Here is a 15,760-nt window from a genome sequence, read left to right as displayed (position 1 = left end):
ATCGTTTCAAACGCGGTCGGGCAGTCCGTGTGTGCTTGTGGACGTATCCAAACGGGGAGATTTGAATACTTTGTATTCGGGTTTCTAGGGAGGACGGATGAAGCAAGAATCTCCGCACTTATAGGGCGGAGAGTGTCAAGTTAACTCACATATAACGATCGCGATAGTAAGCCAAAATTTGTTCTACTCTTTGCTGACTAACAGAATCAGAGTCAGGAGAAACTGAAATCCACAAACCAGCAATTTGGCTTTGATTGTAATCAAACTGTGGGGAAGATTGGGGTATTAATTCTACCTCCACTCCTTCTACTTGCCGTAGATGAGCCGCTACCTCGCGATAAACTGCTAGAGGTAAACCAGTAAATTCTACCTTTTCTTTTGTCTTCATCTTTATTTAACTAGTTCCGACAGAAGCCCCGCACTCTAGTTTACCCTGTCAGGTAGGTAGTTCACGAAGATCCAATATTAACCGGATTTGAGGCTGGTGATGCTGAAACTGGATTACCAGTGGTAGCTGTTGTCGCCGTTGGTGGACTGCTAGCAGGTGCTTCACCAACCATTCTGGTAACTTCAATACCATATTGTTCCAGAATTATGATTGGTTCTGAACCTTCGTTCATTTCAATACGTTTGATTAAGACTCCGTTTGCTAGTCGTTGTCCTGCCTGTACGTAGCGACTAGTTGGCTCATTTGGTACTTTGATAATAGCTTGGGGTTGATTACCAAGCATAACCACGCCACTCACAAAAACAGCCTTGGCTAAATCTGGTTGTGGTGGTGGTGGTAATACAGATGCTAAACGTTGGTCAGGAACAATCGGGGGTATGAGTTTAGGTAAGACAGGAGTTAATTTTGGAAGATTTTTGTTTGAAGCTGCTTTGTTGATATTATTTTTTGATTTATTTAGTTTGGCACTTAACACTACACTGCTTTTTTGCGGTGTTCTTGTCGCTATTAATTTACTTCTAGTGTTGGTAATTGGTAAAGGCAGTAATCTGGGGACAATCCGCATTCTGGTAGTGGAATTCGCTATTCCTAGCGGAGATTGTCCAACAATTTGAGCAAACGGGTCATTACGTCCTTTTGAGACAATATCTATCCGTGCTTTCGCATTTGTGGGTTGAATCAAGCCAGCAGAAGTAGAAGTGACTGAAGTTGCTTTAGCAGGCACTACAGGGTTATTAAATGATTGTGCTGGTGGTTTTTGCGTTTTTGCTGGTGTATTAAGCGGTGGTGTTGGATTAATTGATTGTTGTTCACCTTCAGAAGCACAGGAGACGATCGCTAAAACAGAAATGGCTGCAACTAATATTTTTAAATTTATACCCATCAGCCCCTCTCTATCACCAGAAAAAGTTTATGTATCAAATTCAACATGCTTATATCTTAAAGCTAATGTGAAATCTGATACCGTTATAACCTAAGTTTTGGTATTTAATCTTCTGCGACACTCATTGACTGTTTCAACAGATCCAGCCCTTTTTTGACTCTGCGAGAAACAGTGACAACACTAATACCTAGCTGCTCTGCTACTTGTTTTTGTGTTAAATCGTGTAAAAACACAAATTCCAAGACTTCACGGGTACGTTTTTCGAGCTGGAACAGTGCTTGTTGCAAGCGAATTTGATCTTCTTGTGCTAGCTGAAAACTACGATAGCGATGATCAACAACCAACTCTCCCAAGCAAGTAGCTCCCTCTTCTCCATCTTGGACTGGTACATCCAAGCTTAAAGGAGCGCGATTTATCCATGCCAATTTAATTTCCTGCCATTCCTGGGTAGAAATTTCCAGCGCTGCGGCTAATTCTGCGTCGGTTGGTTGGCGATTATATTTTTCCTGCAAAGAACGTGAAACTCCTATAGCCTGCTGTTGCAGTGCTAGGTAGCGTCGGGGAATTCGTACGGTAACACCTTTATCTCTGAGATAATGTTGAATTTCCCCCCTAATGTAGGGAATGGCGAAAGAACTGAAGGCATGACCTTTAGAAATTTCAAATCTTTCAATTGCTCGAATTAGACCCAGACAGCCGACCTGGAGTAAATCTTCATAATTTTCATGGCACTGGTTTATCCAATAGTGAGCTTCTTTTCTCACCAGTCCAAAATTTAGTTTTACCAGTTGATTACGAACATTTGCCGAGCGAGATTGCTGATATTCTCGCAGCAACTGTAAGATTTCATGTTTCAGTTCATTGGTGAGTGTAGTTGGCATAGCACCGTTTTGTTTTTCTTGGCAAACAAACAGTCAAATATTCACTGCTAAACCAAGCTCCAATTGTGCATGTCATGCATTTAAAGATTTCAATCAAAATACGGACAGGTCAACTAACTCCCATAGCGGACACAAAGAATTCTGATAGAAGTGTCTGCTATTAGGAGTATGACAATGGAGACTGGATTTAAATCAGCGAAAAGAGTAATTATTTAGTCAACTTTGGTATGACCTACAGTTTTTTCAAACACATACAAAACATATAAAATTTTTTACCTTAATTAAAACCGAGATTGTACTTAACTTAAGTAAATAAAGATAAATATTACGTATATATAGAAACTTAAATTCAAGAGATAGCAATTAGATAAAGAAAGTTTTTAGCAGAAAAAATACTTAAACAAAATCACCCTTGTAGACACATGTCACAAGGGTGATTAGGGATTAGCTATTGCGATCGCCACAAAGACCATAACAATAGCCATCTTGAGTTTCACTCAAGTTTTGTACTGAAAATCATTTAGCTACGAGCTTGTTCCAAGCGAGCATAGAAGATACCACGAACTTTCACATCTTTAGGCTCACCAGCACCTAAATCAGTGTCAGAGGGTTGGTCACTCTCAAAAGTACCCGCAATTTCACCAGTAGAACTATCTACTTTGGCTACAGAGAGGGAAATTTTACCGTTAAGAACATCAGCACGCTTAACATTAGCGCGAAGAAGCTCTTCATCATCAGACTGAGCAGGGAGAGCCACAGCATTGTCATAACCACTAGCGACACCACGACCTTTAGGATCTAAGAAGGTAGCACCACGATAAGAAGGAACTCTAAAAGCACCTTCAAAATCTGTTGAGGTATTAATGCTGGTCATACCAGGTTGTGACTGAGCAACTAAACCTTTGATGGTAAACAAGAAAGGTACTCGCTCGCCTCCAGCTAATTGCACGGTGGTAGCTTGGAAGTCAAAGCCATCTTTTTCCACAAAGGTAAGGCTTCCATCAGAATTAATCTTTAGGTCGCCTTCGATTTGATCCAACGAATAGGTCTTGCGAGTTACTAATTTACCTGGAACAAATTCGGCTTTTTGACGCTTATTAGCAGGTTCTTCTCTGACAAAGAAATTGGTTGGTTCTAAGCAAAGTTCTTTTATGACGTAGGATTGGCTAGCATCAATGGGAATAGAACCACGACTCGTTTCTGTGAGTTGGGGACATTTGTTAGCCAGACCAGTTCCTTTAATTTGATCGTAGGTAAGTAAATCTGTACTACCAGCAGTCGGACCCTCACTACAAGCAGTTAGTAACCCCAAGCACAAAGCCAAGAGTGCAACAATTACAGCGCGAAACCTCATGGTCAACCTCAATGTCAAAAATTGATATCTTAAGTTGTAAAACTGCAACTGACTCAAATTTTTACTTGTTGAGCCTGAAGCTTAAAACATCAGACTAGCCAAGACACAGTATCCAATTAGGAAAGTATCTTAAAGACAAGCAAAAACTAGCAGTTTCATTTTTGGCGGCATTTGGTTAAAGTTAGGGTGTGTTTATGGATGAGTACACCCCGATACACAGTAACTTGAGCAGATTCATTGAAAGAAGATACTGTTTTGACCTTTGGACGTCTTTGTCAAGTTGTAAACAACTGTAATAGTAGTTGCTACAACTTGTTTAGGTGATCACTCACTGTCCGTGAGTCTGCCAGTATTTTTACTTTCGCGGTATCGCCTTTGTCGTTTTGTGATATATGTGCCGCCACTACATACAGCCCATATTTTTATGGGGGATCATCAGCCAGATCATACGATTTTTTTTAACTCAAAATCAAAGCGATCTCACATTTACCATGTATTTATCAAAAATGCTGAGATCGTATTTAGCTACCCAATAGGCTATACTGAGTACCCTTACTGTAACTTATAGTTCAGATCAACACACTTTGCATAAACTGATGGAGAGCTAATTTACGGGAATTATGCAACTTAAAAGCACATTTTCTTTAGTTTTCCGTAAACACGTCTTTTAGCAAACAATGAAAGTAAAATATCTTCGGTAAATTTGAGTTGATCTAGTTTATAGAAACTGGCATGAATCAAAGCAAAATTTTTGAGTCCGAGAAATTATCTTGTAAATTGCAAGACATCGTTAGCGTTGTACATGATACAGTAGCATTTTGTCAAGGAGATACTATCGCTCTTTTGGCTTTATTAAGACAGTTGGAAGAATTACACCGAGAGATTCGAGATGGGGCTTTTCAGAATAATTTGCCTAATAATCGTCAAGCACTGTACTCACTACTTAAAGATATCGAGTCAGAGGGTGGCTGGCCTTACATAGAGCGGATGAGACTGCAACAATTTTTAGCAAATTTGCCACCAGAGGCTGCTTCTGGAGAGGAAATGGAGAGGTGAGGGGGGTGTGGGGAACAAGGGGAGCCACTGCGCCCTTGCGGGTTAAGAGCGTTGTAGCACGTGGCGTGGACACGGGGGACAAAACAATTAAAAATACCCTGCGGGAACGTCAAGGACGACTAACTACTGAGTTTTGACACCATAACAGAGGGAGCGATCGCGTTGATCGACATTGCGATTGTAGCGAAGGTAATCACTTACCCAATTACAACCATGGACTAGTAAGTCATTCATATCTAAATTCCATAAGATGATAGTGTTGTCATTACTAGCTGATGCTAGTGTTTGACTATTGGGACTAAAACTAACACTCGATACTGGAGCATGATGTCCATTGAGAGTTTTAATCAATTTGCCATCATGACTCCAAATTTTCACTGTGCTATCCCAACCAGCAGCGGCAAGAATCTCGCCATTGGGACTAAAAGTTACAGAGTTAACACTATCGCTGTAGCCTTTTAACAAAGTTTTCAATAATGTGCCGTCAGAACGCCATAACCTAACGGTATTATCCCAGCTAGCAGAAGCTAGTAAATGATCAGTGGGACTAAAACTTACACCCAAAACCCAACTATCATGAGGTGAAAAAGTTTTTAACAAAGTACCGTCTCGTCGCCAAAGTTTCACTGTTTGGTCATCACTGGCTGAAGCAAGAATTTGACCATTCGGGCTAAAACTGACGCTATTTACCCAACCCTGGTGTCCTAATAGAGTTTTAACCAACTGACCTTTACGATTCCAAAGTTTCACGCTCCGATCTTTACTAGCTGATGCTAACAACTCTCCGTCTGGGCTGAAACTAACACTCATGACACTATCGCTATGTCCTTTGAGAGTCTTGATGAGATGACCATCCAGCCCCCAAAGTTTCACGGTTCTGTCATAACTTCCTGAAGCCAATATCTGACCTTGGGGGTCAAAACTGACACTAGGAACTCTGTCAGTGTGTGCAACTAGAGTTTTATATAAGTGAGTTTTACCACTCTTGAGTTCCCGTTGCCAGAGTTTGACAGTGTGATCCTTACTACCAGAAGCTAACATTTTGCCGTCACGACTCCAAGTCACACTCAAAACTCGGTCTGTATGACCTTGAAGGACAGGTAATCTTAAGGCATTTAAACTCCATAATCTTACTGTTTTGTCATAACTAGCCGATGCCAATAGCCTATGATTAGGACTGAAAGCTACACTGACAACTGCATCGCTGTGTCCTTTAAAGGTTTTATAAGGTTGATTTTCCAACTCGCCTTGTTCATTGATTTTCCACAGGTATACAATGTTGTCATCACCAGCACAAGCTAGCTGTTGACCATCAGAACTAAAATTGAGATTCCAAACAGTAGTGTTGTGTTGTTCTAAAGTTTTGTAAAGACGAAAATCATAACTATCTTTACCACTTTGAAGCGAACGTCGCCAAAGCTTGACAGTTTTGTCTCGACCTGATGTTGCTAGTATTTCACCGTTAGGGCTAAAAGCCAGGGTTGTCACTCCCTCTTCATGTGCTAACAAAGTTTTCAGTAGTTTACCGTCGCGTCGCCAGATTTTGACTGTTTTGTCGTCACTAGCTGAGGCTAGAAAATGACCATCAGGACTAAAGCTGACCCAATTCACCCAAGCTTGATGTCCCGCCAGTGTTTTGATTAATTTTCCATCCCGACGCCATAGCTTAACATTTGTATCTTTACTACCTGTAGCGAATAATTTGCCATCTGGACTGAAATTAACACTGAAGACCCAATCTGTGTGTCCTAGAAGAGTTTTTTCGGGTTGGGGGAAAAATTTTCCTGTGATTGGATGACGACGCCAAAGTTTGACTGTTTTGTCGCGACTAGCAGAGGCTAGAGTTTGACCATCAGGACTAAAGCTTAGACCAGTGATGGCATCGCTATGATCATTAAGAGTTTGGATTAATACACCGTTAGGATGCCATAACTTGATTGTGCGATCGCGGCTACCTGATGCCAATAATTTGCCATCGGGGCTGAATGCAATACCCCAAACAATATCATTGTGTCCTTCTAGCCGATTGACTTCGGTGACTCCGTATACTGCCTGCTGTAAAGCGGTTACTACCCGCATTCGGGTATCTGGTTGTACTCCATTTGCGTGTTTGAGTTTTTGCCAAGCGCGTAAACTTTCCAGAAGAGCATCAAATTCTTTATTAGAAGCAAATAAAGCTTCTGAGGAGGCAGTAATTGCACTAATTTTCAAGTTAGTCTCGCTACGTTCTGCTCGCATTGTTTCGCGAATCGCTGCTCTTTTTTGTAAGTCAGCTTGCCACCATAACCCTGCAATTGTTGTTGACATCATTGCCAATACTACACCTATGATACGTGCTTCTCGCAGTCGTCTTTGTAAAACTAAATTCAATTTTTCTTGACTGACTTTTTGGGCGACTTCAGCTCTGGTTTTTTCAAATCTGACTTTGGCTAGTTCAGCAACTATACCAAAGTTATTTTTTTGACGAATTGGTTCTACTAAGTAATCATGAACTAATTGATAGCGATCGCCTGATTCTTCCCGAACTCGCAATACTAACCCACTGCCCACCAATATGTCTAAAATTATTTCTATATTTGTGATGGAGTGCTGGAGATTTCGAGATGGGGTGATAGTTTTACTGGCTCCCTTATCTCTCCATTTTCCGTTCTTCCCGTCTCTTTCTTTGATCAGTGCAGCTACTAACTCAGCTTTTGTTTTAATCGGTCGCGTACCTTTTTCATCAGTTAATTCAAACAATAACTTCCAACTTAATTGTTCGTTTTCCTGACCACAATCTTTGATTACTTCTTCTAACCAACGCTGTACTAATTTCTTAGAGCCACCACAACGCTTATACTCTTCAATAGTAGTAATATTTTCTGTTTGTAATTGGGCGCAGACTATTTGTAATTCAATTGGATTTACTTCTTCAATATCTACTGCTAAATCATTTACTATTTGGTTAATTAACTCATGACTTAATCCATAATAAGAACGTTGATTTAGACTTTGAATAACAGCAATTGCATCTTTTTTAGAAAATTTTCCTAAGTAGTAGCGAATATCTTTATCCAGGATGTTTTTATTAATTACATCTAAATCAGAACCACGAGCATTATTCTGATTACAGAAACGTTCTAAATCTAATAAATAATGTAAACAATCTTCTCGTAATGATAAAATAATTTTAACAAAGGCAATATTTAAACATTCACTAAAAAATTGGTAAAACTTGGTTCTAGCCAGTATATTTTTATTGACAAAGAAAAATTCTTCAAACTGGTCAAAAATCAAGATAATAGTATAATTACGGTCAGTTAATGACTTTAACTGCTCGATAATCAGATTGGGAGAAAAATCACTACTCATAGTGATTCCTGTTTGAGCGATCGCCTGGTTTAAACTATGTCCTAAACTTGTTTGCCAATCTGTATAAACAGATAAGATAATCTGTAAAGAATTACGTTCTCCGATGATTGTTTGTTTTAAAGCTGGTACTAAACCAGCTTTGAGAATTGAACTTTTACCAACACCACTAGGCCCATGAATAACTGTAAGTTTACAGTCTGCACGGGTAATTCTTTCAATTAAGCGATTAATATCTTGCTGTCTTCCAGAAGCGGCTATTTCTTGGGCAATTTCTTCGGGAAAGTTTGTGCTTGTTTGTGAGTGTAGGGCCGAATTAATTCTGTAACGTTGTGGCTGTAGTTGACTAGCACCAATGAAGGCACGAAAGCCGTACTGATGCTCAATTTGAATTTTTTCTTGCTTGAGATGAAATGCCTCTAAGTAGTCATGGTGTTCAACAAAGTATAGCGATCGCAATTCATCCACAATTTCTAAGTACAGCGATGGCTCATACTGTGGTTCACAAACAATTTTCGCCCACTCTAGGTTATTGACTGCTTCTTCCCACTCTCCCATCTGTCGCTGTGTCCGCCCTAGTAACAGCAGATAGGAACTTTCTTGTTGACGGGAAACTTCTGGCGCTGACTCAGCAATAGAAAGTGCAGAATTAGCTAATTCATGGGCAGCTGTCCAATTTGACTCAGAAGCAGCCACAGCAGCTAAAAACCCATAGTCTTGTGCTGCTTGTACTTGATCACCATAGACTCGATGCAATTCTAGAGACTTGAAAGCTAATTCTTGTAAATCTTGCCAAGCTTGTAAACGTTGCAACATTTCGCAAGTTGGCAAAATAAATTTAGCTACTAAATCTTGTCTTTGTGCTTTTTCTAAAACTCCTAGACATTGTCTAAACCAAAAGAGTGCGTCTTGCCAATATCTTCTGTTGAGCGCAGGACGTAATTCAGCCATCCGACGATAGCACAGTCCTTGGTGAAAGAGGACAACGGCCTGACGCAGTAATGAGTCACAGAGGCGGAAAGTGGGAGATGCTTCTGAAGACGCGGAGACAATGAGGCGCGGTGAGCAGCGCGTTGCGGAGGTTCCCTCCGTTGTAGCGACTGCGAACCCGAAGGGTGACGCACACAGAGAACTATTCTCCCTTTCTTCTTCCTGTTGCCAAAGCTCTAAACTGTGCTGAAAATAATCTAAAGCTTCTTCAATTTCATCATTAGCATAGCGATCACGTCCCAAGACAAATTCGAGACTTGCTGTTAATTCTGCTTCTAATTTGACGCCATAACGTGTTTCCAAATCATGACGCGCTGACTCTATTTCATGACGTTGCTGAGATTTAGGATCTAAATCAAGAGCAGCATTAGATAAAAACTGTTCTGCTCCTGCTGCTAAAATATTGGCAAATAAAGATTCTGTCTGCTGCTTAATTAAAGCAATCAAATCTTCTTTTGCCATTTCAAATTTGATTGTAGTTGCGGCCCAACTTTTAAAATCAGGTGCTAATCTCGACAGCAATGTTGCCACTTCGTCTGTGAGCCACAAGATTACGGGAAAAGGAAAAGTATCAGCATAGATATCTCGTGCTTGGTTGATACCAATTAATAAGTCTTCCAAAGCACTCACTGTTTCTAGACCGAAAACCATCACAGCAGATGGTAAACAATCTGTAATCACAGCAGGATTATCTAAAAATAGTTCTGAAACAATGGTGGTATGTAGAGCAGTGGATGAAGTCGAAAGAAAAACTTCTCGTAAGTAAATATCTTGAGTTAGAGAACGGAGGTTCTCTAACATTTGTTCGCATAGTTGTCTGTAATTGCATCGCACTAAAATTAGAGCAAATTGACCTTTGGAAAGTGCGATCGCCCGGATCAACCTTTGCACAGAACGCTGATTTTCGCTAGCGTTATCAGTAGCAGTAAATTTCCACTCTGTCATCCGATTTTGGATTTTGGATTACTTTTCAAGAAGCCGCTATCGCGTCTATGGATTTTAGAAAAATTCAGAATTATAGTTATGAGTTGTGAATAAGTGTGCTTTGCTGCCAAGCGCGGATTTTTTCTGTTTCCGCTAATGCTGGACTGATACCAAACCAGCGTCCTGTGCTATCACGGTATTCAAAGACAAACATACTGCGTAGCAATGTCTGGTAATCAGATTCGCCTTTAACACTTTGTTGATTAACTACTTCTAATAGCAATTCCCAAACTTGTTCATCAATTGCTAATAGCAGGTCATCACGATAGTCTTTGATCACTGCTTCTAAACAATCCTGAGAAAAAGGTGGATCTTGCCGTTGCAAACAACTGTATAACAAACCCAACAGGTTACGAATATGACCACCACTGATCCGACATAGTCGATCTAGAGTTTGGGGATGATCAAATAACTCTGTGATTAAGCCTAGCCTTGCATTCCAGGAAACTTCAGGAAAAGCCCTTGTTAGTACTAGTTGCCGTAACAGAGATATTCCTGGTTCGTAGTCACTACCATCTCTTTGGCGTACAAGTACCATCGGTAACACCTTCGGAGCGATACCACCCCCAAGACGGTTTTTGAGTGTTTCGTACTCATTAGAAAAAATTAATGCCAGGGGGATAGTATAGACCATATGGCATTTGAGTCGGCGTAACTGTTCGCCTCGGTCAATGAAAAGATATTCTGGTAGCGATCGCCCTGAAGCTAAGGGGCGCATATCGACTCGATCTAAGTTATCGACAATCACCACTAATCCTTTTTGACCACGCTGCTTTAAATGTTGAACAGCTTTGTCTAGCAATTCTTCGTTGATTGCTTGCAAAATACTATTGGTGCGTGGTTCCAAGTACTGTCGCAGTTGATTGCGTAATTGTGGACTGTCTTTGGTTTTAGCGCTAATTTTCGCAATACCTAAAGACAATTCTGCTTCTGCTGATAATTCTATCGGGGTCTGTAAAAAATCCCCAATTTCTCGAAACAGATTGGCAAAATAACCTGATTTCTCTTTGATGTTAATTCCTTCTAAACTAGTGCTGACTTGACGGGCTATACTCAGCAAAATATCGCTGACATCAATATCGGCCATGTCTAAGTCTTGACTGGATTCAAAATAAACGACATGAAAGCCTGTCTGCTCTAGTTCTGTCTTTAAGCGCTGTAATTCCGTTGATTTACCACAACCAATATGACCTGTAAATAATTGACAAGTTGGATCATCTGGAGAAATACGTACAATTGTGCGTTGCAGTTCTTCCACAATTTTGCAACCACGCACATCAGAAAAGTCTATGTAGTATTGTCGATCTGATGCATCACCCATTACCAGGGTTTTACTAGGATTACAGGCTTGATAAAAGCGTTGCAAGTTTAGTGATGTTTTCATGTAGATGCAGATTTATTTTGTGTATAAAAAATACAAATAACCCTTACCTGATTATAAAAGTATGCATGAGACTTATTCTCCATTTTTTGTGAATGGTTAAGTCAATAGCATGGTAAGAATTTTTCATCCCTGACTTGTGGATTATATCTTGTCTTTTTTACACCTGTTGTTGAGATTTTGACAATCTCTAATTTTAATCCTAGATAAGACAATGTCAATCCCAATAAGACTTTAATCGTGAAACATACTAGAATATTATATTCGTTTTAATGTATTTAATATAACATTTAAACAAAATAGCGACAAAAATATTCTAAGCAAATATAGTATAATTTTAGTGATTATTTTGACTATTTTTGCCAGCCGAATTACAGTATATTCATTTATTTTTATTTTTCGCAATAATTTAGGTTAACATGCCATTTTTATTGTCATAGATTATACTATCAACTATTTTAGTAGGAGTTTTGATGAGAGATAATTCTCTGAGCAATGCAAAATCAGAGTATAATTTCGTTTTTGCTGATGACTCTGTTCTGTATGTATCATACATACACAAAAAAACTTTTTTGTCAATATCTTTTGTAGGTTTTTAATTAAATGATGACTGTCAAACAATTTTCGATTTTAGATTACTCTCCCTTGAAGCCACACTTTGTGCGTCTATGGATTTTGTACCCCGGGAGGAATGATTAGTCACGCATCAAACCAAAGGCTACATAAGTTCAAAGTCCAGATTTGCGAACAATTGTAAATTTCAAATTGTATGAATGTACAATGGCTAACTACTAAAATCTTGATTTTGTTGCTGTACAGTGTTGAAAAGGCAGCTTTGACTACAATTATTGAATGTTACAGATGTGCAATTAACGACTTGGATTAAGAGTGTGGAAGAGGTTTGAATGGCTAGCATAGTATCAATTTCCCGCACCATCCTAGCAGGACGCCGTAAGAAGTTACGTAAAAAGCGGCTGATCAAATTTATTCAAGCAATTTGGCGAACTCTGGCCGTAACTAGTTTGGCAGGTGGTTTGCTTTGGATAGCAATTCAACCGAATTGGGTTCTCAAAACTCCCAAAGATGTGGTGATTACAGGAAACCAATTGCTTTCGGATCAAGAGGTTCAGTCTTTACTGGTCTTGTCTTATCCCCAATCCTTGTGGAAGATTGAACCGTCTCGGATTGCTCGTTCTCTACAGCAACAACCAAGTATTGCTCAAGCAACCGTGAGTCGTCGCCTGTTTCCTCCTGGTTTGGTAGTCCAACTTCAGGAAAGAACACCAGTTGCGATCGCTCAAATCCGTCGAGAACAAGCCAATAGTAAAAATGGCAATACAAAAGCAACCATGGGATTACTAGATGCTTATGGCGTGTGGATACCTTTAAAAAATTTTACTTCCCTCAACTCTAGAGTCAAGCTACCAACTTTAAAAGTGATCGGAACACCAGAACAATACCGTCCCTACTGGAGTTCTTTTTATGAAGCGATCAGCCAAACTTCCTTAAAAGTGACGGAAATAGATTGGCAAGACCCAACAAACTTAATTATAAAAACAGAATTAGGTTTAGTACATCTCGGTACTCCAAGTCCCCAGTTACCAGAGCAAATTAAGGTACTTGCTCAAATTCGCCATCTCCCTTCGCAACTGAATCCCAATGAAATAGAGTACATCGATCTGAAAAATCCAGAACAACTATTAGTACAAATGAACCATAAAAATAGTAAGCCAATTTCCAAATCGACCAAAAAAAATCTGCGTGTTTGATGTTAGAAGATTCTTAGGCTATAAAGAAGTTTTATGTTGAATAATATGTTTATCGTTGAGTTGGGTTTGCCCAGTCACCTATGTCAAAATTGGCATTAACTTCGTATTTACAACTGGAGGATTAGTTGCAAAACCTCTCTTTAGACAGTAAAAGCTCTTATTGTTATTTAACTAACATCTAATGATGGGTAGAAGATGTTAGGTTCTTTACTTATAGCATCTTACCTAAAAGCAATTTTTACTACCCAATCTTCAGTTTAGCATAATACTTGCTATAGTGAAGTTCTTTTTATTACCTGCCAATTCATGTAGGTAAAGTGTTGCTTTTAAAGACTTGTCGAAAGTTTACTGTACAGGTGGATGTTTTAATTGAGGCAAGTAAAACAGTAAATCAATAAAATGTTTCAAAACCTCAGTAAAACCTACAAACATAATTTTTCTGTCACCTCTATTTTGAGTATAGGTAAATAAAATATTAAGACACTAAATTTGTCTGAAGTTGCAATTATCCCCAATGGTGAATCCGATTAAACATATCATCAACCGAGAACTAACGTATCATGACCAGTCTTTGCAAGTAATACAATTAGCTCAGTGTTTTACGTGCAAAAAATTGATTATTCAATACAGTTGTATAATTAAAGACCACCAAACTATGCGATTTTTGAACATGGAACTGTCTATTTTTGGCTTTCGGCAATGTTTTAATAGTTTTATGCCTAATATTTTATACCAATTATCTGGGTTATTTTAATGAGGAAAGAAAAAAAATACACTTATAACTGTAAAATTGATGACTAATATAAAGCAGCGGCAGCGAAAGAAAAGGGTTATTAGGGTTACTAAAGGTATACCGAACCAAATCGGTAAAAAAGCAGTGAATATATTAATGTCTGGTGGAAGTGATACAGGTCATTTTCAAGTAAATAGTAGGTATACTTCTCTAGAATTAACTGTGCAAACAGACGCCTTGATGACTTACCCCATAACAAATGTTCCTACCTCTAATCCTGAAAGGGTTGGAAGTGGGGAGAACAAGAAAAAACAATGTCATATTGTTGATGGCAGCGTCAAACTATAGTTGACTCTTAGGTGAATAACACCTTAAAAAGCCGTTTATCTACCTTTGTGAATCCAATGACACTTGATAATAACCAAGGACTTACCTATAAAAACTCCCAATCTCCAGGACAGTCTGCTTTTTCACTGGCTGTGAATTCCACAAATCCGTTTAATCATTCAGGGTTGAGCTTTGGGCAAAATAATGACAATAAAAAAATTGAGCGTGAAGATACCCGAATCGGCGACATTGTTCCCGGTCGAGTTGCCAACATTAAGGTGATCGGTGTAGGTGGCGGTGGTAGCAATGCTGTTAACCGCATGATTGCATCAGATGTCAGTGGCGTAGAGTTTTGGTCTATCAACACGGATGCTCAAGCTCTGACTTTGGCAGCAGCTCCGAGCAGACTACAAATAGGGCAGAAATTGACACGGGGGTTGGGAGCAGGTGGTAATCCTGCTATTGGTCAAAAAGCTGCTGAGGAGTCACGAGATGAGATTGCTACGGCTTTAGACGGTGCTGATTTAGTATTTATTACCGCTGGTATGGGTGGTGGAACTGGTACAGGTGCTGCTCCGATTGTGGCAGAAGTCGCCAAAGAAATGGGCGCTCTTACCGTTGGTGTAGTTACACGTCCTTTTATCTTTGAGGGGCGTCGCCGGATCAGCCAATCAGAGCAAGGGATCGAAGGGCTAAAAAGTAGGGTAGATACATTGATTATCATCCCTAACAACAAGCTACTGGAAGTGATCCCCGAACAAACACCGATGCAAGAAGCTTTTCGCTATGCAGATGATGTGCTACGCCAAGGGGTACAAGGGATTTCCGATATTATTACCATCCCTGGTTTGATCAATGTTGACTTTGCAGATGTGCGAGCAGTAATGGCAGATGCAGGATCAGCATTAATGGGGATCGGTATTGGTTCTGGAAAATCTAGAGCTAGAGAAGCTGCGATCGCGGCAATTTCTTCTCCATTACTTGAGTGTTCGATTGAGGGAGCTAGGGGTGTTGTCTTTAACATCACTGGTGGTAGCGATCTCACACTACACGAGGTGAATGCTGCTGCTGAAACAATTTATGAAGTGGTTGATCCCAATGCCAATATTATTTTTGGAGCAGTGATTGATGACAGACTCCAAGGTGAAGTCAGGCTTACCGTGATTGCAACTGGATTTACAGGTGAAGCCCCAACTGCACAACAGCCAAGCGTTACCCAAGGGCGAGTAGTACAACCCCAACCACAAAGAAGACCAATGCAACAACCTCCTGCACCCAATCCACCAACACCTACTCCAGAACCAAAAGAAAAAGGAACCATATTGGATATTCCTGATTTTCTGCGGAAGCGGACACCACCACGCAATTAAAAGATTAACTGTTGGCTTGCCGACTGCTCATTTTTAATTCCGCTAGTTCATAACAGGAGTTAAGGTCAGCAATTCACTTACCATTTTTGGTGTAGCCAATCAGTATCTAAATTCATCTACCTATCCCATAGACTGAAATTAGCTTAGGCTGGAGTCAGGTTGTTTCAAATCATCAGTGTGTTTGGTAAAAACGAAGCGATCGCCTTTGTTTTGCTTATTGATTCAGTTGTCTTAAT

At 39.7% G+C, this 15,760-nt stretch carries 10 protein-coding genes; 4 read left to right on the top strand and 6 right to left on the bottom strand.

Annotated features, from left to right (window positions below; all coding sequences use genetic code 11):
- Positions 1 to 145: 145 nt before the first annotated feature.
- The 4 genes from ACE1AT_RS12410 to ACE1AT_RS12395 form a co-directional block, all read right to left on the bottom strand.
- Positions 146 to 388, bottom strand: coding sequence for a hypothetical protein (locus tag ACE1AT_RS12410; protein WP_374868664.1), 243 nt, complete (start codon positions 386 to 388; stop codon positions 146 to 148).
- 61 nt (positions 389 to 449) lie between these two features.
- The gene (locus ACE1AT_RS12405; protein ID WP_374868662.1) at positions 450 to 1,331 is read right to left on the bottom strand and encodes a hypothetical protein; all 882 of its coding nucleotides are present in this window, start codon (positions 1,329 to 1,331) and stop codon (positions 450 to 452) included.
- Positions 1,332 to 1,435: 104 nt separating this feature from the next.
- Complete coding sequence (locus ACE1AT_RS12400) at positions 1,436 to 2,212, bottom strand: RNA polymerase sigma factor SigF (protein WP_374868660.1); 777 nt, start codon at positions 2,210 to 2,212, stop codon at positions 1,436 to 1,438.
- A 520-nt stretch (positions 2,213 to 2,732) separates the two neighbouring features.
- The gene (locus ACE1AT_RS12395) at positions 2,733 to 3,566 is read right to left on the bottom strand and encodes a photosystem II manganese-stabilizing polypeptide (protein ID WP_017310215.1); all 834 of its coding nucleotides are present in this window, start codon (positions 3,564 to 3,566) and stop codon (positions 2,733 to 2,735) included.
- 732 nt (positions 3,567 to 4,298) lie between these two features.
- Between ACE1AT_RS12395 and ACE1AT_RS12390 the strand changes: the two genes are divergently transcribed.
- Positions 4,299 to 4,622, top strand: coding sequence for a hypothetical protein (locus tag ACE1AT_RS12390; protein ID WP_374868658.1), 324 nt, complete (start codon positions 4,299 to 4,301; stop codon positions 4,620 to 4,622).
- Between the two features lie 123 nt (positions 4,623 to 4,745).
- On the opposite strand, the gene ACE1AT_RS12385 is transcribed toward ACE1AT_RS12390, so the two are convergent.
- Both ACE1AT_RS12385 and ACE1AT_RS12380 read right to left on the bottom strand, forming a co-directional pair.
- Positions 4,746 to 9,905 (bottom strand): hypothetical protein, encoded by a 5,160-nt coding sequence (locus tag ACE1AT_RS12385; protein ID WP_374868656.1) that lies wholly within the window; start codon positions 9,903 to 9,905, stop codon positions 4,746 to 4,748.
- Positions 9,906 to 9,981: 76 nt separating this feature from the next.
- Positions 9,982 to 11,328, bottom strand: a complete 1,347-nt coding sequence (locus ACE1AT_RS12380) for a P-loop NTPase fold protein (RefSeq protein WP_374868654.1) — start codon at positions 11,326 to 11,328, stop codon at positions 9,982 to 9,984.
- A 902-nt stretch (positions 11,329 to 12,230) separates the two neighbouring features.
- On the opposite strand from ACE1AT_RS12380, the gene ACE1AT_RS12375 reads away from it, so the two are divergent.
- From ACE1AT_RS12375 to ftsZ, 3 genes are all read left to right on the top strand, one after another.
- Positions 12,231 to 13,094, top strand: coding sequence for a cell division protein FtsQ/DivIB (locus ACE1AT_RS12375; protein ID WP_374868652.1), 864 nt, complete (start codon positions 12,231 to 12,233; stop codon positions 13,092 to 13,094).
- A gap of 793 nt (positions 13,095 to 13,887) precedes the next feature.
- Positions 13,888 to 14,175 carry a hypothetical protein gene (locus ACE1AT_RS12370; protein ID WP_374868650.1) on the top strand — a complete coding sequence of 96 codons (288 nt, stop codon included), beginning with the start codon at positions 13,888 to 13,890 and terminating at the stop codon, positions 14,173 to 14,175.
- A 56-nt stretch (positions 14,176 to 14,231) separates the two neighbouring features.
- Positions 14,232 to 15,524, top strand: coding sequence for a cell division protein FtsZ (ftsZ, locus tag ACE1AT_RS12365; RefSeq protein WP_374868648.1), 1,293 nt, complete (start codon positions 14,232 to 14,234; stop codon positions 15,522 to 15,524).
- Positions 15,525 to 15,760 lie beyond the last annotated feature (236 nt).

This window comes from Pelatocladus sp. BLCC-F211 (genome assembly GCF_041928655.1).
In the GTDB taxonomy this organism is placed as follows: Bacteria; Cyanobacteriota; Cyanobacteriia; order Cyanobacteriales; family Nostocaceae; genus Pelatocladus.
The sequence above is the reverse complement of the archived record's forward strand: the minus strand, read 5'-3'. Positions and strand labels throughout refer to the sequence as shown.

What these genes read in the sequence shown, in the direction of transcription:
- ACE1AT_RS12405 (WP_374868662.1), bottom strand. Translation starts at nt 1,331, where the DNA reads ATGGGTATAAATTTAAAAATATTAGTTGCAGCCATTTCTGTTTTAGCG.
- ACE1AT_RS12380 (WP_374868654.1), bottom strand. Translation starts at nt 11,328, where the DNA reads ATGAAAACATCACTAAACTTGCAACGCTTTTATCAAGCCTGTAATCCT.
- ACE1AT_RS12395 (WP_017310215.1), bottom strand. Translation starts at nt 3,566, where the DNA reads ATGAGGTTTCGCGCTGTAATTGTTGCACTCTTGGCTTTGTGCTTGGGG.
- ACE1AT_RS12400 (WP_374868660.1), bottom strand. Translation starts at nt 2,212, where the DNA reads ATGCCAACTACACTCACCAATGAACTGAAACATGAAATCTTACAGTTG.
- ACE1AT_RS12390 (WP_374868658.1), top strand. Translation starts at nt 4,299, where the DNA reads ATGAATCAAAGCAAAATTTTTGAGTCCGAGAAATTATCTTGTAAATTG.
- ftsZ (WP_374868648.1), top strand. Translation starts at nt 14,232, where the DNA reads ATGACACTTGATAATAACCAAGGACTTACCTATAAAAACTCCCAATCT.
- ACE1AT_RS12370 (WP_374868650.1), top strand. Translation starts at nt 13,888, where the DNA reads ATGACTAATATAAAGCAGCGGCAGCGAAAGAAAAGGGTTATTAGGGTT.
- ACE1AT_RS12410 (WP_374868664.1), bottom strand. Translation starts at nt 388, where the DNA reads ATGAAGACAAAAGAAAAGGTAGAATTTACTGGTTTACCTCTAGCAGTT.
- ACE1AT_RS12375 (WP_374868652.1), top strand. Translation starts at nt 12,231, where the DNA reads ATGGCTAGCATAGTATCAATTTCCCGCACCATCCTAGCAGGACGCCGT.
- ACE1AT_RS12385 (WP_374868656.1), bottom strand. Translation starts at nt 9,905, where the DNA reads ATGACAGAGTGGAAATTTACTGCTACTGATAACGCTAGCGAAAATCAG.